Below are 20,239 nucleotides of genomic sequence, written 5' to 3'. Positions count from 1 at the left end.
ATCACTCGCGCCCGTCAACGCATTCCGCGTTGGCGGGGTCGCTGTGGCAACGCACTTTTAGCATTAATTGCAGGGCTTTGGGGTCATAAGCGCCGTCCTGCTTCAACGCAATACGCACTTCTTTGAGCATATTGTTAAACCCGGCGGCTTCCTCCTGATTGGGATGTATCCACACCTTCGCAGGTATTTCCGCTTCCGCCTTTCGCACCATCTCCATCAGTTCATCAAAGCGCCCTTGGAAATGCTCCCGCGCATTCTGGGCGAAATCCGCATTGAAGCGGTCTTTACGCACCAGCATCTGGTAGGTCATCTGCGCAAAACTATATGAATACACACCACCATCCGGCTCTACGCCTTTATATAGCTCCAAAGGCTGGTAGGCGATCGCGGGAGCGTAGGCGACATCAACGCTGCCGTTATTGAACTTACCGGCGAAGCTGGAGGGCGTCGCGCCCACCACGGAGCCGCCCACATGGCGCACCATGGTGACCGCCGCGGGATCATAATCGAAGGTGGCGATTTTCTTGCCCTGTATGGTCTGTACGCTGTTGACGCGGCGGTCCCGCACCAGCACATACACCGCGCCGGCGGGCAACAGCCCGGCGACTTCAAAATAGCCGCTGGTCATCAGCTTGGCGGCCTTCGGCTGCGCCAGCGTCTGCAGAATCGTCTTCAGCTCGCCGTATCCCGGAATCGCGCCCAGCGCCACCAGGGTTCCGGTGAAACGGTTGAAGTCCCGCGCCCTCACGTCAGTCAGTAATACGGCGTCGCATTGGCCGGCGCGAAAGTCGTCAGCCGCGATTTTTTCGTCAGTGTAGGCGTTCAATTCCAGATCATAGCCCCAGTTCAGGGCCTGAATACGGGTGGCTTTCATCAGGTTATACACAGGGCCGGCGGCCCCAAGAGGATCAAAAACGCAATAGCTGCGTTGCTCAGCCGCTTGCGCGGTGAGTGCGGCGACGCCCAGGAATAGCCCCAGCAACGCACGACGAAGGCATGCTGTCATGGTGTGAATCTCCATTATTGTTATTGGTATTGAGGTTTTCCTTGTACAACGGTCGTCCCTGTCTGAGTCAGCCGAAATGGCCCATCCGCCGCGGCGTCATTGGGTTTCGAGTTCAGCCTGACTATCGCGAAATATATGACAAACTAACGCGTCTTAATGCCGCAGAGAGCACGTTTCCGCGATATTCAAGGAGAAGGAAAGATTCGCCCCAGTTTGGGGCAATATCCCGTGAGCCGTGTCAAAATTTACTTGTAAAACTGGCCCCAAGCCTTACTCCGCCCGGCTGAATGCATGATTTATGCGCTATCGCGGCTAGAACCACGCGGGCATTCGGGGTAATATGACCCTCCTTCGATGTAAGCCCGGACAACCAGCGGTAACGATCAGCTTTCCCTTTCAGCAATCATCACGAGTGACCACTTTTCCATGTTAAATTCCGATGCTTTAACCCAATTGAAACAGTTCAAACAAGACCTGCGTATCGCCAATAACCGTTTTGAAGGAACGGTGAAAGGCAGTCCGGGGCGTTTTGGGTTTGCTGTGTTGGATGACGGCAGAGAGTGCTTCCTGAACCCGGACGAAATGCAGAAAGTATTTCCGGGCGACCGAATTCTGGTGGAAGTCAGCCAGGACGACAAAGGCCGCGATGTCGCCAAAGTCGTGCAACACATGAGAAGTGAACTGAAGTATTTCGTTGGCCGTTATTTCACCCGTGGCCAAGGGCATTTCGTTGAGCCCGACCTGATGGGCATGAACCGTTGGATTTTCATTCCGCCGAAGAAGCGCCAGCAAGCGCACGTCAACGACCTGGTTCTGTGCCGTGTTTTGCAGCATCCCTTCCCTGAAGGCAAGCCACAGGCCGAGGTGGTGAAAATCATCGGCAAGCCAGGCGCATCCGGCCTGGAAGTGAATTACATGCTGGCCAAGTACAATCTGCAGGCGCACAACCGCGCCTCCATCAACGAAGCCGAGCTGCAGAAGCAAGTCGCCGCGGAGCTGGAAAAGCGTAAAGACCTGCGGGAAACGCCGTTCGTCACCATCGACGCCGCCAGCACCCAAGATATGGACGACGCTCTGTTCGCCACCGCCAAACCTGAAGGAGGCTGGGAGCTGCTGGCAGCCATCGCCGACCCGTCCTCACTGATTCCGGAAGGCGGCGACATCGACAAATATGCGCAGCGTCTGGGCAGCTCTTTCTACTTCGCCGACCGCACATTGCCTATGTTGCCAGCCAAACTGGCCAACCACTTCTGTTCACTGAAGTCCGGCGAAGACCGTCTGGCTCTGGTTTGCACAATGCAGATCGACGCTGATGGCGCCATTTCCTCTTACACCATCGAGGAAGCCGCTATTCGTTGCGCGGCCAATCTGGCTTATGAAGAGGTCGCCACCGCGTTAGCCTCCGGCGACGCCAGCGCCCATGCATACGGCGCGACTTTGCAAGCCTTGAATGAAGTCAGAACGGCTCTGGCCAGCCATCGCCGCGAGCACGCGCTGGTGAATGAAGACCGCCCGGACTATCAATTGGAGCTGGATGAGAACGGCAAGGTCAAGAACATCCATCGCAAGATCAACAGCGTCGCTCACTCCATCGTGGAGGAAGCGATGGTCGCATCCAATCGTTGTGCGGCGGACTTCCTGAAGCAGAATACCGAGCGTTCTCTGTACACTGCTCATAGCGGTTTCCGTCCTGAGCGTCTGGATCAGATCAAACAGATCGTCTCCGAGCAGATCTCCGACTACGATTGCAGCAACCTGCATACATGGGAAGGCTTCAAAAAATTCATGGACTTCCTGGACGCAAATCCACCGGAAGTTCCCGTGAAGGCCATCGCCAACCGTTTGCTGGCGCGTGGCGCGCTGTCTGACCAGCCCTGCCCTCATTTCGGCATGGGACTGCCTCACTACACCACCTTCACGTCCCCGATTCGCAAGTACGTGGACCTGAGCATTCATCGCCAGATCAAAGGCGTACTGAAGAATCAGAAGCCGCATACACTGAACGACAAAGCCATCCAGCAATTGCAGGAGTCTCTGCGCGCTGGTCGTAGCGCCGTGAACGAGTCTGAGACCTGGTTGAAGTGCGAATACGCGCAGACGCTGATCGGCAAGACTTTCGATGGCGTGGTGCAGCACACGACTGGCTCTGGATTCCAGGCGCGTCTGGATGAGAATGGCATTGAAGGCATGGTGAACCTGGGCGCCTTGCAGGAGAAGTTCCGCTTCGACGGCACTTACTTCCAGCACACTGGCGAGCATCGCCAATTCCGCCTGGAGCAACCTGTAAAAGTCACCATCAGCGCGGTCGACATGGAGAAAAAACTGATTCAGATGGAGCTGGCGGAGTCTGCCCCGGTAGCGCCGCCCGTTAAGGCGGAAGAGCCGCAAGCGGAGCAATAATCGTACATCGCCGCAGCGCTAGCCGGCGCTGCGGCGATTCCCGCCTCACCTCTTCAAAACAATGGCTTACCGGTACAGAGGATAAAACTTAAAGTCCTTTGGCCACTCTTCCCTGGGCTTAAACGCCAGCGCCACTTCCTGACCTTCCAGAGCGGACTCCGTAACCACCACATGGTCTGCGAAAGTTTTGGCTTTCTCGAACTGTTTTTCGTTCACCTTGCAGAGGGTTTTATAGAAAGGGCCTGACAACCACTCTCTTACTTCAGCTGTATCCTGAAACTTCAAATAGGCGGCGAGCGACGCGTGGGCCGCAGCCACCATGGCATACCCGGAAGGGATCGTGTCTTTGATCAGGATATACATTTTCATGGTAATCAGGATTCCGAGGCGTTTTTCACGCCAAAACTGGTGAGGCCCGCCTCCGCCAGTTTGCGACGGTAGCGACTGCTTTTGGGGATAAAATGAAGCTGTTCGCGCAATGAATCGATGTAGGCGTCCGGGGCCAGATCCAGCGTGTTTTCCGCGATTTGTTCTATCCAGATGCGGGTGCCAGCGGCTTGCCAGGGATCATGGGCGCTTTGTACGATATGCAGCAGCTCCAGGGCGGGCAGCAACGAAACATCGCCCAGACCGGCGTCAGTCATGTCCACCAGCAACGACCGCAGCGTAATCTCCGCGTCGATATAGCGTTCTTTGCTGTAGTAGGCCCAGGCCAGACGCAGATTAAGGTTGTAGCTGATCCCGTCGGTATATCCGGTGAAGGCCTTGGGACCGTATAGAAGAGATTCCAGACGCTTGATGGCGGCGTCGTTCAGGTCTTCATTCAGGTAGAACTCCAATAACCGCAATTCCACCGTGCGCTTGAAATCCACGGACTTGGAAGCCTTGATGCCCTGAATATAGGCGCGCTCCGCCTCCACCACCCGATGCAGTTCCGAAAGCGCATTGCCCTTCAACATATACAGTTGCGCCACACGCTGCTCATTACGACGGATATCGCTGTTGGCGAAGGCGCCGTCAATGTTCTTCAGGGCTGATGTATAGTCGGACTGGAATAAATAACACTCCACCAGCAGCTCATAAATATCAGGGATCAACTCGCCGTTCTGGATGCGCTCTTTTTGATATAGCCGCAAAGCTTCCTGCAAATACGCGATTGATACGGACTCTTTATCATTGGTGTTCATGAACAAGGCCTGCGCCAACTGATAAAGAATCTTTATTTTTTCTTCCGGGCTGATGCCGTTTCTTTCCGTCTCTTTTAGCGCCAAGTCGTAATATTTCTCGGCCATGACCTCATCGCCGGAATAGAAATAGTAGTCCCCTGCGGCAATCAGCAGACTCAGACGCTCTCTGGGGTTCTTTGCGTTGGCGATTTGTCCGTCCCAGTTCATGCCTTTCTTGGCCAGCCATGGGGCGACAATATCCTTCAGGGCGTCGCCATACCGGGTCTGCATCAGCGCCGCGGGCGCGCCAATGACCAAGGCCAGATAAAGCGTCATGCCAAACAGAAATTCCCAGGCGAATGGCGGCCTGTCCCGGAAACGCACCATCAGCGCCTTCACCTGCTGATAAGCCACTGCTTTACGCCAGGGCAGCTTTAGCGCTTTCACTCCCTCGTAGGCGGCGGCAAGCTGCTCGGGATACTCGCTCTCCTGTACGCGAGGGTGCATGCGACGAATATGGGCGAACAGTCTTGCCTGACGCCACTGATTTGGCAAAAGAAACGCCCAGAACACAGCAATCACCCCAAACACCGGCTCTTTGGACCACCAGGAAAACAGGGCGAACGCTAAGATACTGAGGCAGAAAAAGAAGATTTGCGCCGAAGGCCAGCGCCGAAACAAAAGCAGGTTCCAAAGCTGCCCGCCGTCCAAAGGTTGAATCGGCGCCAGATTTAAGTAGTTCAACACGATCAACATAAACGCCGCCGACGTCATCCAGCCTGGCGCGTCCGGCGGCATGTAAAAGCAAAGCGCAATCCCCAGGATGAGCCCTGGCGCAGGCCCCATTAAATCCACAATGACTTTTTGCCAGCTGGGAATACGTTCTTTTTCGCCCCGTGCGGCGGCGCCGAGAAAGGGAATGAAGAGTATCTGCAAGTCGCGATACCCACAGGCTTTCATCGCCAGCAAATGTCCCAACTCATGCAGAAACAATACGCCGATCAGGATCAGCAGGGAGAAGGCATCCAGTTTGAAGCCAAAGCTCAGGGCGAATACGCCCAATGAAACCAGTAGCAGTAGCGCTTTACCCAGCCATCCCGTCGCTTCCCCACTGGCCAGTATTGCGTCGTTACGCAGATGAGAAAGTACTTGGTAATCCAATGAAGATGCTGATGCTGGCGCGCCTTTCGCGATTTTCGCCAACCGCGCAGAGCCTGCCTGAAGCGATTTCTGCATGCGCCATGCGCCTTTGAGACTGAATTGCGCGCGCTGCGCATCCTTGGCAACCCGTTTCAAAACACCCTGCGCCAGCATTTGGTTTATACAATCGTCAAAGTACGCGGAGCCGGATGCGGCGATGGCTTCCGGCGTCTTTTCCAATCGCTCGACGGAGATTTGCTCTAACCGACGTAAGTGCGCGTTCCAGTGATCAGCAAGGTCGGCTACATAAGGGTCTTCTACATGGTAGTTGGCGACGTCCGACAGGATGAGATGCTTGTGTCCGTTTACCGTCTCGAAGGTTTCGCCATCACTGAAGAAAGTCAAAAAAGAGTACTGCGCCTCCCGCCCTGCGGATAAGTCCACATGGGGGCTCAGACAGGCATAGGTCCGCTGCTCAGGGTGGAACATGAAGCACAAGAAGGTTTCCCTGTCATCGTTACGGGACGCTTCACGACCACGCAGCCAGCAAAAATCCACAAATCCAAGTTCCGATAACTCCTTGATCCCTGGAGCCAAAATACGCCGATAGGCCTCTTCCACCTCGCCTTCATTAGCGACAACGAGTGAGGTTTCCAGCCCCATTCTGAGCTTCAATATTTGAAAAATAGCGGACCCGCGCACCAGGATTTGGATAAAGATGACAAATAACAGGAAACCAAACAGATAGGACATTTACCGCAACCGCTACAAAAACTTCCAGTACGCTCTCAAGTCGGAAGGAGCCGCCAGCAACGCAGTCACCGCAACGTCTGGCCGATTAAAAATCGCGCAATTATACCCAAATTGACCGCTATTACACTTAAATTCCGTCAATCCGCGGACAAATGTCCAATTTGAGACCCAGGCTACATTCAGCGCCACGGATTATTGCCAGCTTTTCCGCCATGCTGCTATGGTTTCCAGGCCTTGCCGCGCCTGGCTGTGCGGCTGACGCGATTAACAATAAAGACAAGACCGACTCTCATAATCATAATCACAACAGGAGCTAGGGATGATCGTAAAAGGGCAGCAGCATTTCCCTTACACAGCAGCCACCGTTTTCAGCGCTTTTGGCGCTCCCCACCACATTGAAGAGAAGCAACGCTTTCTCGGTTCCCGCAACATAGATATCCGTCAGTGCGAACAGACTGACTCCGCACTGGACTTGAAGATAATTCGCGAGGTGCCCGCAGAAGCCCCGGCGATGCTGAGAAAATTCATTTCCGAATGGAACCGGGTGACTCAGGAAGAACACTGGCGTGAGAATGCCGGCGAATACCGCGCGCAGGTGAAGGTGGATATACAGGGCGTGCCTGTTTCCATCAACGGCGAAATGCGTTTGTACTCAGAAGGGGAAGGCAGTGTCCATGAGGTCACGCTGAACTTCGAGTGTCGCGTGCCGCTGGTAGGCAAAAAGCTGGCGGAGTTCGTCGCCGCTAAGTCTCAGGAGACGATGCAGAACGAGTTCGCTTTTGTAGCGGATTATCTGCGCGCCAACCTCTAACGGATTGAAAAAAGAGGAGAAACAGGGAGGTTTCAGGCAGCCGGCCAACCCAAGAGCGGCCGGCGCCGGAGCGATGCAAAAAGAAGGTCTGTCAGGAATCGGCGTCGGACATCTGCTTCTGCAGATAGTTTTCCATGCCCACACGCTCCATCAGATCCAGCTGAGTCTCCAGCCAATCGACGTGCTCTTCTTCCGACTCCAAAATGTTTTCCAGAACCTCGCGGCTGATGTAATCGCGTACCTGCTCGCAATAGGCGATTGCTTCGCGCAAGTCTGGAATAGCTTTCAGTTCCAGCTTGAGGTCGCATTCCAGCATTTCTTTCGGGGTTTCGCCGATCATCAGCTTGCCCAGCTTTTGCAGGTTGGGAATGCCGTCCAGAAACAGAATCCGCTCGATCAATTGATCGGCGTGCTTCATTTCATCAATGGACTCTTCATATTCTTTCTTGCCCAGAGCCGTCAGGCCCCAGTTTTTATACATGCGCGCATGCAGAAAATACTGATTAATCGCAATCAGTTCATTAGCCAAAATCTGGTTAAGGTGTTCGATAACCTTCTTATCGCCCTTCATCACAGCGCTCCCGTCAGAATGATTCTCAATTGCAATAACCCCATAAAAACAAGGGGTTACCAACTCAACCCTTAAGGTTAGTTGTAACGGGAAGGAAAGTACAATCGAATTTTCAGGCGGCGGTCAGGGTAGGAATATCTGCTGCGTAAGCCAGTTGCTCCGCCATAGAGAGATCGTATTGAGATTTAGCCTCGTCAAATACTTCACGAGCGGCTTCCACACAGCGGGCGCAGTCTTTCGCCAATCCCAACGAACGCACTACATCACGCAGATGCTGAGCGCCTTTCGCGACTTCTTCGCGAATGGAGTGATCGGTAATTCCGTTGCAAAGACATACGTACATGAAAATCTCTCTCATTTATTAGCAGTCTGTGAAGAAAGTTAATGCTAATGAGAATGATTGTCAATAATGTTTTTAATAGTTTCTTTGCCGGACTGTAACCAAAATTTCCCGAGCTGTAGCGCAGTAAAATCGTTATAAAAAATTATTCCTGATTAATCATATGGATAGCATCCAACAGCGCGTCGCGCTTGGCTTCCGCCTCCTGTAACAGTTCGGGGGAGACGCCGCGGGCGCGGCCTTCGGCGATCAGGCGCTCCAATTCATCCGCCTTGTCCCGGGCGGCGGAGCGGAAGTTATTGAGCACTCGCTGATGCTGCTGCGCTTCCAGGCGGGCATAGGCTTCATGATCCGCCAGGGCTTCCGCATCCGGCGTTTTTTCTGGCGCACGCCTGGTGATGGGAGGAGCGCGCCGATCACCCTTTTCAATGGAGGCGGACAAGGACGCCAACGCCTCAATGTCGGTGGGCAACTCCGGGTATGCCTCTTCTTCATCTAACTGAGGTAGGACTTCTTCCTGAGTGACAGCTTGCATTGACGAGCCTACTGGCGGTGCAGATTTAGGCGCCTGCATCGGCGGTAGCTCAGCCGTCGGAACTGCGACAAGACTGGATGAAAGCGGGACCCCGTTCTTTGCCGCGTCAGCGCTGATGAAAAAGAAAAATCCTATCGCCATACAGACGGCGCAGAAGAACGCCGACAAGATCCAGCCACGTCGCCATGACTTCCGATTCATACCTTACTTTGCAGATTCGCCTGACGACGCAGATGGTTGATCAGCTCACTATAGGCCGCCACCGCCTGCTGAATCGCCAGCACATCGGTGGCAAGATAGCGCACCGTCTCGCTGTCGGCGGGATAATAGTCGTACTCGCGTCCGCTCACTTGCAGAATCACCCAATCTCCCGTCGGAGAACGAATAACTTCGCTGACGTCTCCCGGCGGGGTGGCGAAGGCCAATGACGCCAGCCAGTCCGTAGGTTTAACCGCATCCTTATGCAGCCAGCCTTCAGCGTCTAACGGCAAGTCGGCGGGATGGGATGGCGCTTTTAGATCCGCCCAGGACAGGCCGTTCATTAGCTGTTGGCGAGCGCGTCGCGCTGCGGCCTCATCGCCATATATCGCGCCGCGCGCCTTGATCTTCGCCAAAAAACGAAAGTCTTCCTGATGTCGCTGATAGTAACTGTTGATCTGCGCCGCGCTAACTTGCTCTCTGAACTTGATCAGCCCGGGATTATCGCCATGATTGCGTTTAATCACGCCCAATGCGTTGAGGATCTTGGGGTAAAAATAATGCGCCTCAATTGTCCGTCTCAGATCGTCAATGGCATCCCTTTCAACGCCGCCTTCATGACATAGCCACCATAAGCGCAGTTGATGTTGCTTCCAGGAAAGCATTTCCATACCCAAGAGTTTGACGTCGCCTTCCATCAGCGCCTTTTTACCCTGTATGGACTGTCCCTCGTATACTTCCAGCAATGTCAGCGGCACGTCTTGCTGGTCTGGAAAGGCCATACGGGCAAGTACCAGAGAGGCGGCGTTGTCCCGTTGCGCCGGCGTCAGTTGGTAGCCCAGAATCGACTGGGCGGCGATCGTCGCCAGCGCCTCCCGCGCCTCTACGCCGGGTTTGGAGTACTGTCGCATCAATTCCGAAGCTGGCCACTTGGGATATAGCTTGGCCAACGTCCGATCCAACTGGCGGCGGATGTGCCATCCATAGGCGTAGCCAATTTCAGTCCCCCGCCATTGCTCTTCAGGGAGTTCTCCTTGCGCCCAACGGTACATCAGCAAGGCGTCGATTAACTCGTCAGCAAAGGTTTTGCGATCCATTTTGCGAAGCTGGCTCGCCTGCTGATGCAACGCATCAAATGCTTCGCGCGACAGGCTGGTGTCATCCACCGACAAGTAGACGGAAGCGGAGGCCCCGCCTGCGCAGAGCAGGCAAAGGGCCAACGCCAGGACCTGGAATGTCCCGCGCATGATCAGAACCGGTTCATGGCGTGATTGAGAATGTGCACGGTCATGGCGATAGCGTGGGGCACCACGATTTTCGCCACAGCCAGCCGATCCGAGTGATCTGTGGAAGACAACACCACGCCGCCCATGGAGTAGGAAATTTCACCACCCTTGGTCAACAAAGGACGAATTTCCGCAGAGTTGGCGCTTAATGTGGGGAAGTCCGCCAGCGCCTGCTCCACCAGGTCGTCATCGTTCAGGTTCTCCGAGTCGTAGTAATCACGCACCCAGGCCTCCCAGCCGGAATGGTTCAATGCGGAGGTGGTCCAAGTATGGTGCGGCTGCAATAAGTCCGTGGTGTGCAGGGTGAAGCCCAGCGTCTGAATCGTAGGCTGCGCCCAGAATGCGCTATACCAGTATTGCCCCAGGTTATCGATGGGCTGAAAGGGAATGCTCTCAAAATCCTTGTACATGCTGTAGGTGGAGTAACTGCCCTGCCGATAGTTGCCCTCGGTGACCTGATAGCTCTTGTACTCAGAGTCCTCCGCCCCGAACCATCCAGTCTGACCGCCCGCGCCGTCATCCAGGTGGTCGCCTTTCAGCCAGGACGCCGCCATGTTATCGACATCCCCCTTCACGCTCAGCTTGGAGTAGTCATAGCCCCCAATGTCGTTGCCATGCGCGTCCGCCCCGCGAGTGTGGTTCTGGAAGTGCCAGTAAGAGGTGTAGTTGACGATGCTGGAGCCCAGACCCCATACCGGCGCCAGCACACAATCGCCGGTCACCGCGCCGCACAGAAAGGTGTCTTCGAAGTCATCCACGTCGTAGGCGCCCTGACCAATCATATCCGCCATCTGGGTCACGCTGATTCCCGCTGCAGCGGCCACCGCTTCCAGTTTGGCGTAGTTGGTGATGTCAGGATGCGTGCGCATGAACTCGACAGCGTCGATAACGAAGCGCTTGTGGGTTTCCTGTTTGAAAGCCAGAGCAGGTTGAGCCCCGAGGGAAGCAAGGATAACGCCGGCCAAAATCAGATTTTTATTTCCCATGAACAGTCATCTCCTTATTTTTTATCGTGTTTGTGCAAGGAAACTCTAACTACTGCGTGTTACAGAAAGGTTGTAACGAAAAAGATGAGAGCGCCTTTTCGTAATCGCCCGTCATTCCTGGATTAAGGGACCGACCCGCTTAACCAGGACGTTTTCTGCGGCATTCTCTGAACGCCGTTAGGAGAATAAAATATGATCAGGGTTACAATCACCCAAACAGGTGAACGCGACAGAAAATACGTATCGAAAAACCTAAGCCGCGCCAGCAACTGACTGGGTTCGTTAAGGGTTGAAATGAGGATGAAAAAAATAACTTGCGAAAAGGGGGTTGCCTTCTGAAAAGGCAGCGTCTATATTTTTCAGACCTGATTTCCAGGTCAAAAAGCATTCAAGATTTCTGACAACAGTCGAATTTAAAGTACGAATTTAGCAAACACATGAAGCAAGCCCTGATTCTAGTCGTCAACCTTATTATCGTCGCGGTGGTCGTCGTACCTTCGCGGGGGTTGGCGTTTACGAGTCGGAACTAGCAAAGTAAGACTTCGAAAAACCCCCGCTTCGCAAGAACCGGGGGTTTTTTTATGGCCCCCGCAGCAAGCGGCCACTGACGGGAACAGAGGATATGAACGGCGCACAATGTATTATCGAGAAGTTGACGAAGCACTCCGTTGACACCATTTTCGGGTATCCAGGGGGCTGCATCATGCCCCTGTATGACGCGCTCCTCGACGCCGATGTCAAACATGTCCTCTGCCGTCACGAACAAGCCGCCGCCCTCGCCGCCGACGGCTACGCCCGCGCCTCGGGCCGACTCGGCGTTTGTCTGGCCACCTCCGGTCCCGGCGCCACCAACCTGATCACTGGCGTGGCTAACGCTTACATGGATTCCATTCCCATGCTGGTTATCACCGGGCAAGTGCCGCGCGCCCTGATCGGCACAGACGCCTTTCAGGAAAGCGATATCCTGGGCATGACCTTAGGCGTAGTAAAACACTCATACCTGGTGGAAGACGCCAACGACCTGCCGCGCATCATGGACGAGGCCGTTGCGCTGGCCATGTCCGGCCGCCCTGGCCCGGTATGGCTGGATATCCCCAAAGACGTATTGCTGGAAGAGCTGGACTCAACGCCCGCACCGGCCGCCCTGGCCACAGAAAGCAGCGGAGGCGACCTGACGGATTGGGACAATCCGTTGGGACAAGCCCGTAAAATGATCAAGGCTGCAAAACGTCCGCTGATTTATAGCGGCGGCGGCGTCATGCTCGCAAAAGCAGTGACCAGCTACCGCCATTTCGCGGACGCCACCGGTATTCCGCAAGTGGTGACTTTGAAAGGCGTCGGCAACCCCGGCAAGCGCCATCCTCTCAATCTGGGCATGCTGGGCATGCATGGCTCCCGCGCCGCCAACGAGGCGGTGGAGCAATGCGATTTGCTCATCGTTATTGGCGCCCGCTTTGACGACCGCGCGACAGGTAAACCCAGCGCCTTCGCCCCCAACGCGCGCATCATTCACATTGACTGCGACCACAGCGAAATAGGAAAAATCAAACGCGCCGACTGTGTACTCTTGGGCGACATGCGGGAAATTCTGCGCGGGCTGCGCCAGCCTCTGGAAATCGCGGAATGGCGCGAACAGTGTATGGCGAGCAAGAGCCGCAACGGGTTCGCCGCCACTTCAAACGAGGATGATCCGGCGCCAATTCAGGGTCCTGACTTTATCGCCACCATGGACAAAGTAACGCCGCCTGAAGCCATCATAAGCTGCGACGTAGGGCAGCATCAGATGTGGGTGGCGCAGTATTTCGACTTCAATCACCCGCGCCAGCATCTGTCCAGCGGCGGACTCGGGACCATGGGATACGGCCTTCCCGCCGCCATGGGAGCGCAATTCGCAAAACCCGGCGCGCCGGTTATCAACGTGTCCGGCGACGGCTCTTTCATGATGAATATGCAGGAGCTCGCCACCATCCAGCGTTATGGCCTGCCGATTAAGCTCATCATTCTGGACAACCAGCGCCTGGGCATGGTGCGCCAGCAACAGGAGCTGTTCTACGCCGGCCGCTACAGCGAGGTGGATCTCTCTGATAACCCGGACTTCAGCGCCATCGCCAAAGCCTTTGGTATCCCCGCCATGACTATCAGCAAGCGCTGCCAGATGCGTCGCAGTATCGAAACGCTGCTCGCCTACCCTGGACCAATGTTGCTGCACGTACACATTGAAGAAGAAACCAACGTATGGCCAATCGTTAAACCCGGCGAAGCGAACGCCAATATGCTGGAGAACACTCCGGTGCCCACTATCGCCAATCAGCAAAAAGGAAGAGCCGCATGACATCCCCACGACATCCGCAAACTATTTTTGAATGCCAAATATCCAGTCAGCCTGGCGCTCTTGAACGCGTTATGCGAGTGGTGCGCGTACGCGGATTTCAAGTGGAGGACCTGCGACTGCAGCGACTGGCGGATGTCTATGAGGCGCAACTGATCGTTTCCGGTTCGCGTCCACCGGAAACGCTGCTGCGACAACTGCAAAAGCTATTGGATGTGAAAACGCTAAAGGCGCTCAACCAACCTACTCAGGCCGCAACGCCTGAATTAGCTTGCGCCTGAGCCGTCCCGGCAGGCGATGGGTGGAGTTTCCCGCTCCCCCATCGCCGCGGCGTCCCGCCGCTCCTTCCCTTATGAGCTTAATGCCCGCGATCGGCGATGTAGTCCGTGATCGCCGCGTAGAACTCCATTTCATCGAAGGTGTCAGGACCAACGCCTATGACGTCGATATGATCCTGATTCAGCACGTAAGCGAGAGACGTGGATTGCAATTCGCTGGGTCGGTTCAGGTCGCTGACATAGCCAAACGCCGGCTGTGCGTAGATGGAATCAAGCGATCCCCAACGCTCGTAATATTGCAACCGCTCCCCTTGTTGCTGGGAGTTGATGCCGACCAAACCATCGTCGTCCCGCTGATTGGCGTCGCCATCGCCCTGCCCGGCGGCGCCGTCGTGATTGCAATCATCCAGGCAGTAACCGTTGCCATCTATATTGAACAGACCTTCCGACACCAGCCATAACGCCGGGTTCACGTTGAGCCCGCTTTGCGCCGTCATCACCGACGCCGCATGTTCGATATAGGCGCCACTGGCGGGATAGTTCTGGTTGAACGCCTTCATACCAGTGGTGACGCCGTCCGCTTCATAATCGTCATACACCAGCTGCTTGGCGCCCGCCACCGCGTCGTTGCCGGCGGCGTAAACGACATTACCGTAGAAATTGGCCAGCACTTCTACGATGGAGTCGCGGAAATTGTCGAGTATAAATTTGGCGACGGGAGATCCCCTGTGTGGAGAGGAAACGCTGACGTGCGTCTTCACTACCCGATAGCCTTTACGTTCGTATAGCACACGCGCCGCCTTACGGCTGTCTACCCCGCCTTGGGAATGAGACACCAGATTGACGTAACGATTACCAGTGGTGGCCATGTAGCTTTCGATGTTATCCGCGAGTTGCTTGCCGCGAACTTCAGAGCTATGGAAAGGCTGTACGGCGGAAACGTAGCTTTGTTGATTATCGTTGATGTCGCCGTTGCAGGCGATTTCAAGGAATTTATCGCAGGGATCGAGCACATAAGTGCCGAAATCGTCGCCCCAGTAATCCAGTCCCAGGATATTGTTGAACCCGGCCATGCCGTGAGCGAAGACGATGGGGTACTTGGTTTTGTCTGCGTCCCGGGCCTGAGCGAGCGGTGCGCAGACCAACGAAGCGCAAACAAGCGCCGCCGGAACGGCCTTGAGCATTGGTTTCATGTTTTCAGTCCTCATTTTGTTTTTGTTGTAACGAGGTAATACGACTCTTTTGATCGTAATTCGGTTTTTTATTTTTGTTCTACGCCGGCGCCGATACAGGTTACGTGGAGGAACTCCGCTCAGCGTCATAAGAGTAAACCATAATATGAAGGGCAGTTCAGTTGTACCATCCCCCGAATGTGTGATGGCGCCGACAATTTTTCCCATTAAAACTTAACCCGCAATTGTTGCGGCGCCTTCAGGCTTGCATTCGCTCTGACTAAACAATAACAATCCCAGGCATGACAAAAATAACAAACGCTACTTCACGTCGAAGCGCTGTCCTGATAAGCGGCGGCCTCGCTTTAACTCTGATATCCGCCGTCGTGTTTTGGCATGATCGGCATTCCAGCGACGCCGCGACACAGCAAACATCGCCTGCGCCAACCTCTGCTTTGACGGCAGCGTCGCAATCCACGTCCACCGTTCAGACTGCAACGCCGTCCCAGGACGCCCTCGCCCAACGCAATCTGGAAGAAGAGGAACTGATCGGATATTTACAACGCACCTTCGGGGCGCATATCCAACATCCGAAAGTTCAGGTCCAGGTACTGGAAAAGCTCATGCGTTTCGTACAAAGCCGCTATCCTGAAAACTGGCGAGAACAACTGGCCATTCTGATCGGCGCCGCCTTTCCTGACCTGCAGGATGCGTTGATGCAGACCTTCGCCGCTCTGGAAACCTATACCGAGTGGATGAACACTGAACGCTATGCTCTGATATCCCTGAGCGACGCGGAAAAGCGCACTCGCCTCTGGCAAAAACGTGAGGCGCTGTTTGGCGAACAGGCCTACGAGATCTGGAAAGATCAGTGGCAGACCGAACAGTTTCAAGATCGCCTGGCCGACCTGGAGCAGTCTTCCGCTCCTGTAGAAGAGAAAATTGCGCAATATAAACAACAAATCCTGGCCAGCTTCCCCGAAAAAGCCGAACACCTCATCAACAATAAGAAGCAGGAGCTGACTGATCGCTTTCTGAGTCTCTCCTCTGTGCAGGAACAGTTGCGGGCCATGCCCCCGGAACAGCGCTATTCGCAGTTACGCCATTTACGTGAAGAAATGGGAATGGATGAAGCCGCGCTGAGCCGTTGGGGGGATCTGGATAAAACCCGGGACGAACGGAGAGCGAACGGCGACGCCTATATGGCGCAACGGCAGGCGCTGACAGAGGGTGACGCGCAGAATGCCGCGCGTATTCAGGCGCTGCAGCAGAAATATTTTGGCGACGAAGCGGATATCATCGCCGCCGAAGAAGCCAGCGGCTACTTCCGTTTCGAGAGCTCACAACAATACGGAATCAATTGAGGATCACCAATCAACCTGATTGGTTTTGCGGCCGACTTCCTTGGCTTTCTCCGACCATTCGATCCAGGCGTCGGATTCCTGCATCTGCTGTAGATAGGGGTCAATGTAAGGTTTGAGATAACGATACCCGTGCCCCCAGAAGTATTCTTCCGCCGCGACGCCAATCACCAGCATGAAGAAAATCACTCGTCCCCAGCGAATCGGCGGACGATAGCGACGCTCTTTTTTGGCGACCTGAGACACATGCTTTTTGATCGCCTCCGTCTGCTTGGCCGCCGTTTGCGCACGCAGGTTTTTCAAGACTCCGCGAATATCCGCCATGGCCACTTCCAGCGAGGGATAACGTTTATCCGGGCGTGTCTCCAACAGCCGAGTAATCAGCTCTTGAAGCCGGTTATGAAGCTCGGTAAATCTTTTACTGCGCACCAGACGTTGTCCGCGAATCACTGGCGGTTGCCCGGTCAGCGCGTGATAGCAGATAGCGCCCAGCGCGAACATGTCGCCGAGAATGCCCTTGGCGTCGGCATTTTCATACCAGTTCGGCTCGTCTGAATCGGTATAGTGGGCGCGCAAGCCGAAATCCGTGAGTTTGATGGAGCCCTCTTCATCCAGCAACAGGTTACTGGGACGCAAATTGCCATGCACAATCCGGTTACGGTGGGCGAACGCCAGCCCCTCCGCAATTTGCTCCGCCCACTCCACCACTTTCACCGCAGGCAGCGGGGCCAGCATTTGTTCGGCCATAGAGCCGCCGGGAAGATACTCCGTCACGATAACGTAACCTTTATCCCCCTTCGACACCGCAAGAATCTTGCAGATATTGGGATGACTAAGCCGCGCCAGCAGCTTGTGCTCTTTGATCCCCGGCGTATCAGCGGGCAACTTCTTCATGATCAGCAACTTCTGCTTGCCCTGATCTTCATATAAATAGACGGAGCTATGACGATCTTCCTTCAGCACGTCCAGTAGCGAAAACTTGGACTCTATCGCCTCGCTGTTGGATAGCGCCCGCTCCTTCTGGGCCTTGCTAAGATGACCGCCTTGCAGAATATGCAGCAATCCGTTTTTCACCTCGTCTGCGGAAGCCGGCCGCTCCGCCGGGTCTTTTTCCAGACAGCGCATGATCAGCGAATTCAAGGCCGGCGCCATATCCGGCTCAAATTTGCGCGGCGGCGGAATTTCTCCTTGCGGACAGACTCCTGTGAACAACTCATACATGAGGATGCCCAGTGCATAGATATCGCTCTGCACCGAGGCGGCGTCCGCCGACTTGTGCTGTTCCGGCGCCATATAGGCGGACGTGCCCATAATGTTGCTGGTTTCAGTATGCAGGGTTTTCTGTTTGCTGGACGAGTCGTAGAAATGCGCGATGCCAAAATCCAGCACCCGCGCCTGCCAATCATTGTCGATGAGGATATTGGAAGGCTTGATGTCGCGGTGAATCACGCCGTTCTTATGCGCGTACGCCAACGCCTTGCACAACTGCACCAGCACATCCATTTTGCGGGAAAAGTCGAGCTTGCCGCGGTTGATGGCGTCCTCAAGGGTCATGCCTTCCACATACTCCATGACGAAATAAGGGCGTCCCTTGCCGGTAACGCCCTTATCGATGACATGAATGATGTGGGGGTGATTCAGTTGCGCGATGATGAGAGATTCTTTTTCGAAGCGTTCCAGAATCTCAGGGTGATCTTTCAGGTTGGCGGACAGTATTTTTATGGCGACAGGACGTTGCAGCGACTCCTGCAGGGCTTTGTATACAGTCGCCATGCCGCCCTCGCCCAGCTTGCTGAGAACTTTGTATCCCTGCCACGCCATGTAGTTATCTTTTCCGAATTAGATGCATTAGTCCGTCGCCGAATCTCTCCAAAGCGTTACAGAGCGAACGCCAGCGCCAAAAACAGTATTGCGGCCAGTATGCCGCCTAAAGCCATGTAACGCCAAGGCCGTCCCGATGCGGATTGTGATGCGTTCGACTCGGCGAAAGGCGGCATGGGTCGGGTTTTTTCACCGGACAAATCGCGCTTGGGAGCAGCGTTGCTATGGGGCGCGCCGTCCTTATCAGTCACCACCAGCACGGTAACGTTGTCATCAGCGCCATTAGTGAGAGCAATTTCCACCAGCTCATCGGCTTTACTCTGCGAGTTACCGCGACGCGCCAACACTTCCTGAATCCGCTCCTCAGACACCACGCCATGCAATCCATCACTGCACATCAACCAGACATCCCCCGCCTGACGGGGCACGCGATAGGCGTCCACATGCAGCCCACCCTCACCCGCAGCGCCCACCGCCTGGGTGAGCACATGGCGAATGCGCGCCGCTTCTTCTTCAGATAGTCCGGTGCTGCGTTGTGCGACGGAATGATCTTCCGTCATCTGCATGATGAGGTCGTCCCGCAACAGATACACGCGGCTGTCGCCCACCCAGGCGACTTCCATTTCATCGGAATGCGCATGCAACGCCGCAACGGTGGACGCCGCGTAGCCGCGCTCGCCACTGATGTCGTCGCCTAACAAGGATTGATGAGCGAGCAGAATAGCCTGCTCCAATGGATGTCCGGCGTGCACCGCTCTTTGCATGGACTGGCACACGCTCGCGCTGGCGACTTCCCCACTGTCGCCCCCTCCAACGCCGTCGGCGACGGCATAGAGACTTGTCGATTCGTCTACTAATCCATTATCCTGATTTTGCTGCCGCCGGCCGGTATGAGTTGCGAAACCTACTTGCATTAAAAGATTTCCAAGTCCCTGATTCATGGGGATTAAAAAAGTATATTTCTTTAGTATAGATGGGTTTTCAGTTTAGTTTCCTTGACTATACTCTAAAGTGTTAAAGCGCCTTCTGACCGGCAGAACCTTAATTCAGTAGTCATTTCCACAAGTGTGAGCTTAACGAGGCCCCTAGCAGCATGCTGAAACTGCAATTCACCGATGGAAGCCGGGAGAGCATCTGGCTGGTAGAACCGCGCCTGAAAATAGGTAAGCATTCTTCCAACAACCTGATTCTCAACCAGCCGGACATCCAGGACTTTCATGCCGAGATACGTTTGCAGGAGGAACAGCTGTATCTGCTGAACCTCAGCCCCGACTATGTCGTGGGCGTTAACGGCAAAAAGGTGCAAAAAGCCGTAAAAATCAACGAAAACGATACCATCCAACTGGGAAAAGCCCACTTTAAAGTGGTGCATCCCGGAGCCGAGCATAAACCGAAACACGAAGCGCCGCAAAGCATCGCCCATAATGAATGGGGCCTGCAAACCAACGCCAGCTGGGCCAAGCAATCGTTTTACCCGATCGAAGACACCGTCATCATCGGCCGTGACGAACAGTGCGACATCACTGTGCCGGTATCCCATTTGTCGCGTCAGCACGCCCAGTTGACTGTGGCGGGAAATTATATGTTGGTCAAGGATTTAGGTTCCACCAACGGTACTTACCTGAACGGCGAGCGCATTACCCAGGGGCGCGCCAAACGAGGCGATCGTCTGCGTTTTGACGTCGTTACCTTTACCGTGACCGGGCCCGAAGATGACGGCGACCGCACCATCGTGCGTCCAGACGCCGTTGCGCAAGCGCCCTCTCCCGCGCCAACTGGTGAAGAAACCGTCGCCAATAATCCGCCGCCACGCCCAATGCGACCTGCTGCGCCGCCCAAAGCAGCCAGAAAACCGGCGCAAGAGAAACCCACTCCCGCTCAGGAAGTCGCAGCCAAAGCGGAGTCCAAAAGCGGCTATCTGCTTTACACCGTCATCGGCTTCGCCGTGGTGTTCGGCGCTCTGTCAGCCTTTTTCCTGCTCCGGTAAGGATACCGGTCGGGGCATCCCCTGTTACATTTTGCTCATGGGATTTCCTCCACCTTGCCCCTATAATAGGCGGTCGCCCCAGAACAACCTGCACAGCCG

Annotated in this window: 17 protein-coding genes; 6 read left to right on the top strand and 11 right to left on the bottom strand. The window is 55.0% G+C overall.

The genetic code is table 11. From position 1 onward, the window contains the following. Position 1: 1 nt before the first annotated feature. The gene (locus ONV78_RS02915) at positions 2–1,006 is read right to left on the bottom strand and encodes a putative solute-binding protein (protein WP_279500956.1); all 1,005 of its coding nucleotides are present in this window, start codon (positions 1,004–1,006) and stop codon (positions 2–4) included. A 426-nt stretch (positions 1,007–1,432) separates the two neighbouring features. On the opposite strand from ONV78_RS02915, the gene ONV78_RS02910 reads away from it, so the two are divergent. Then, positions 1,433–3,406: a VacB/RNase II family 3'-5' exoribonuclease gene (locus tag ONV78_RS02910; protein WP_279500954.1), complete on the top strand. Its 1,974-nt coding sequence runs from the start codon at positions 1,433–1,435 to the stop codon at positions 3,404–3,406. 66 nt (positions 3,407–3,472) lie between these two features. Here the strand turns inward: ONV78_RS02910 and ONV78_RS02905 are convergent, their stop codons facing one another. Further along, a complete protein-coding gene (locus ONV78_RS02905; protein ID WP_279500952.1) occupies positions 3,473–3,775 on the bottom strand; it encodes a hypothetical protein in 303 nt (100 codons plus the stop codon). A 5-nt stretch (positions 3,776–3,780) separates the two neighbouring features. Continuing rightward, complete coding sequence (locus ONV78_RS02900) at positions 3,781–6,465, bottom strand: site-2 protease family protein (RefSeq protein WP_279500950.1); 2,685 nt, start codon at positions 6,463–6,465, stop codon at positions 3,781–3,783. Between the two features lie 319 nt (positions 6,466–6,784). On the opposite strand from ONV78_RS02900, the gene ONV78_RS02895 reads away from it, so the two are divergent. After that, entirely contained in the window at positions 6,785–7,276 is a 492-nt protein-coding gene (locus ONV78_RS02895; RefSeq protein ID WP_216735928.1) for a DUF2505 domain-containing protein, read from the top strand. A gap of 91 nt (positions 7,277–7,367) precedes the next feature. Here ONV78_RS02895 and bfr read toward each other — a convergent pair whose 3' ends face one another. The 5 genes from bfr to ONV78_RS02870 form a co-directional block, all read right to left on the bottom strand. Continuing rightward, positions 7,368–7,847 (bottom strand): bacterioferritin, encoded by a 480-nt coding sequence (bfr, locus tag ONV78_RS02890; protein WP_011400513.1) that lies wholly within the window; start codon positions 7,845–7,847, stop codon positions 7,368–7,370. A gap of 112 nt (positions 7,848–7,959) precedes the next feature. Continuing rightward, positions 7,960–8,190: a (2Fe-2S)-binding protein gene (locus ONV78_RS02885; RefSeq protein WP_241566926.1), complete on the bottom strand. Its 231-nt coding sequence runs from the start codon at positions 8,188–8,190 to the stop codon at positions 7,960–7,962. A gap of 142 nt (positions 8,191–8,332) precedes the next feature. Continuing rightward, entirely contained in the window at positions 8,333–8,722 is a 390-nt protein-coding gene (locus ONV78_RS02880; RefSeq protein WP_279500942.1) for a hypothetical protein, read from the bottom strand. 197 nt (positions 8,723–8,919) lie between these two features. Continuing rightward, a complete protein-coding gene (locus ONV78_RS02875; protein ID WP_279500940.1) occupies positions 8,920–10,167 on the bottom strand; it encodes a peptidylprolyl isomerase in 1,248 nt (415 codons plus the stop codon). Positions 10,168–10,169: 2 nt separating this feature from the next. Beyond that, positions 10,170–11,192: a phospholipase gene (locus ONV78_RS02870; protein WP_279500937.1), complete on the bottom strand. Its 1,023-nt coding sequence runs from the start codon at positions 11,190–11,192 to the stop codon at positions 10,170–10,172. Between the two features lie 622 nt (positions 11,193–11,814). Here ONV78_RS02870 and ilvG point away from each other — a divergent pair. Both ilvG and ONV78_RS02860 read left to right on the top strand, forming a co-directional pair. Continuing rightward, positions 11,815–13,524 carry an acetolactate synthase 2 catalytic subunit gene (ilvG, locus tag ONV78_RS02865; protein WP_279500935.1) on the top strand — a complete coding sequence of 570 codons (1,710 nt, stop codon included), beginning with the start codon at positions 11,815–11,817 and terminating at the stop codon, positions 13,522–13,524. Beyond that, positions 13,521–13,802: an ACT domain-containing protein gene (locus ONV78_RS02860; protein ID WP_279500934.1), complete on the top strand. Its 282-nt coding sequence runs from the start codon at positions 13,521–13,523 to the stop codon at positions 13,800–13,802. The genes ilvG and ONV78_RS02860 overlap by 4 nt, the downstream gene beginning before the upstream one ends. 77 nt (positions 13,803–13,879) lie before the next feature. Here ONV78_RS02860 and ONV78_RS02855 read toward each other — a convergent pair whose 3' ends face one another. Further along, a complete protein-coding gene (locus ONV78_RS02855; protein ID WP_279500933.1) occupies positions 13,880–14,992 on the bottom strand; it encodes an acetyltransferase in 1,113 nt (370 codons plus the stop codon). A 281-nt stretch (positions 14,993–15,273) separates the two neighbouring features. Here ONV78_RS02855 and ONV78_RS02850 point away from each other — a divergent pair, with 281 nt between their 5' ends. Then, positions 15,274–16,335, top strand: coding sequence for a hypothetical protein (locus ONV78_RS02850; protein WP_279500932.1), 1,062 nt, complete (start codon positions 15,274–15,276; stop codon positions 16,333–16,335). Between the two features lie 3 nt (positions 16,336–16,338). Here the strand turns inward: ONV78_RS02850 and ONV78_RS02845 are convergent, their stop codons facing one another. Then, a complete protein-coding gene (locus tag ONV78_RS02845) occupies positions 16,339–18,153 on the bottom strand; it encodes a serine/threonine-protein kinase (protein WP_279500931.1) in 1,815 nt (604 codons plus the stop codon). A gap of 56 nt (positions 18,154–18,209) precedes the next feature. Next, complete coding sequence (locus ONV78_RS02840) at positions 18,210–19,067, bottom strand: protein phosphatase 2C domain-containing protein (protein WP_279500929.1); 858 nt, start codon at positions 19,065–19,067, stop codon at positions 18,210–18,212. A 179-nt stretch (positions 19,068–19,246) separates the two neighbouring features. On the opposite strand from ONV78_RS02840, the gene ONV78_RS02835 reads away from it, so the two are divergent. After that, entirely contained in the window at positions 19,247–20,140 is an 894-nt protein-coding gene (locus ONV78_RS02835) for an FHA domain-containing protein (RefSeq protein WP_279500927.1), read from the top strand. Positions 20,141–20,239: the final 99 nt, after the last annotated feature.

Origin of the sequence: Hahella sp. CR1 (assembly GCF_029813005.1) — a bacterium.
Taxonomy (GTDB): Bacteria; Pseudomonadota; Gammaproteobacteria; order Pseudomonadales; family Oleiphilaceae; genus Hahella.
Note: the sequence above shows the minus strand (reverse complement) of the source record. Positions and strands in the feature narration are given on the sequence as shown.

Bases quoted from the DNA above. Each gene is read 5' to 3' on its own strand.
- ONV78_RS02915 (WP_279500956.1), bottom strand. From the start codon at position 1,006: ATGACAGCATGCCTTCGTCGTGCGTTGCTGGGGCTATTCCTGGGCGTC.
- ONV78_RS02910 (WP_279500954.1), top strand. From the start codon at position 1,433: ATGTTAAATTCCGATGCTTTAACCCAATTGAAACAGTTCAAACAAGAC.
- ONV78_RS02905 (WP_279500952.1), bottom strand. From the start codon at position 3,775: ATGAAAATGTATATCCTGATCAAAGACACGATCCCTTCCGGGTATGCC.
- ONV78_RS02900 (WP_279500950.1), bottom strand. From the start codon at position 6,465: ATGTCCTATCTGTTTGGTTTCCTGTTATTTGTCATCTTTATCCAAATC.
- ONV78_RS02895 (WP_216735928.1), top strand. From the start codon at position 6,785: ATGATCGTAAAAGGGCAGCAGCATTTCCCTTACACAGCAGCCACCGTT.
- bfr (WP_011400513.1), bottom strand. From the start codon at position 7,847: ATGAAGGGCGATAAGAAGGTTATCGAACACCTTAACCAGATTTTGGCT.
- ONV78_RS02885 (WP_241566926.1), bottom strand. From the start codon at position 8,190: ATGTACGTATGTCTTTGCAACGGAATTACCGATCACTCCATTCGCGAA.
- ONV78_RS02880 (WP_279500942.1), bottom strand. From the start codon at position 8,722: ATGCAAGCTGTCACTCAGGAAGAAGTCCTACCTCAGTTAGATGAAGAA.
- ONV78_RS02875 (WP_279500940.1), bottom strand. From the start codon at position 10,167: ATGCGCGGGACATTCCAGGTCCTGGCGTTGGCCCTTTGCCTGCTCTGC.
- ONV78_RS02870 (WP_279500937.1), bottom strand. From the start codon at position 11,192: ATGGGAAATAAAAATCTGATTTTGGCCGGCGTTATCCTTGCTTCCCTC.
- ilvG (WP_279500935.1), top strand. From the start codon at position 11,815: ATGAACGGCGCACAATGTATTATCGAGAAGTTGACGAAGCACTCCGTT.
- ONV78_RS02860 (WP_279500934.1), top strand. From the start codon at position 13,521: ATGACATCCCCACGACATCCGCAAACTATTTTTGAATGCCAAATATCC.
- ONV78_RS02855 (WP_279500933.1), bottom strand. From the start codon at position 14,992: ATGAAACCAATGCTCAAGGCCGTTCCGGCGGCGCTTGTTTGCGCTTCG.
- ONV78_RS02850 (WP_279500932.1), top strand. From the start codon at position 15,274: ATGACAAAAATAACAAACGCTACTTCACGTCGAAGCGCTGTCCTGATA.
- ONV78_RS02845 (WP_279500931.1), bottom strand. From the start codon at position 18,153: ATGGCGTGGCAGGGATACAAAGTTCTCAGCAAGCTGGGCGAGGGCGGC.
- ONV78_RS02840 (WP_279500929.1), bottom strand. From the start codon at position 19,067: ATGCAAGTAGGTTTCGCAACTCATACCGGCCGGCGGCAGCAAAATCAG.
- ONV78_RS02835 (WP_279500927.1), top strand. From the start codon at position 19,247: ATGCTGAAACTGCAATTCACCGATGGAAGCCGGGAGAGCATCTGGCTG.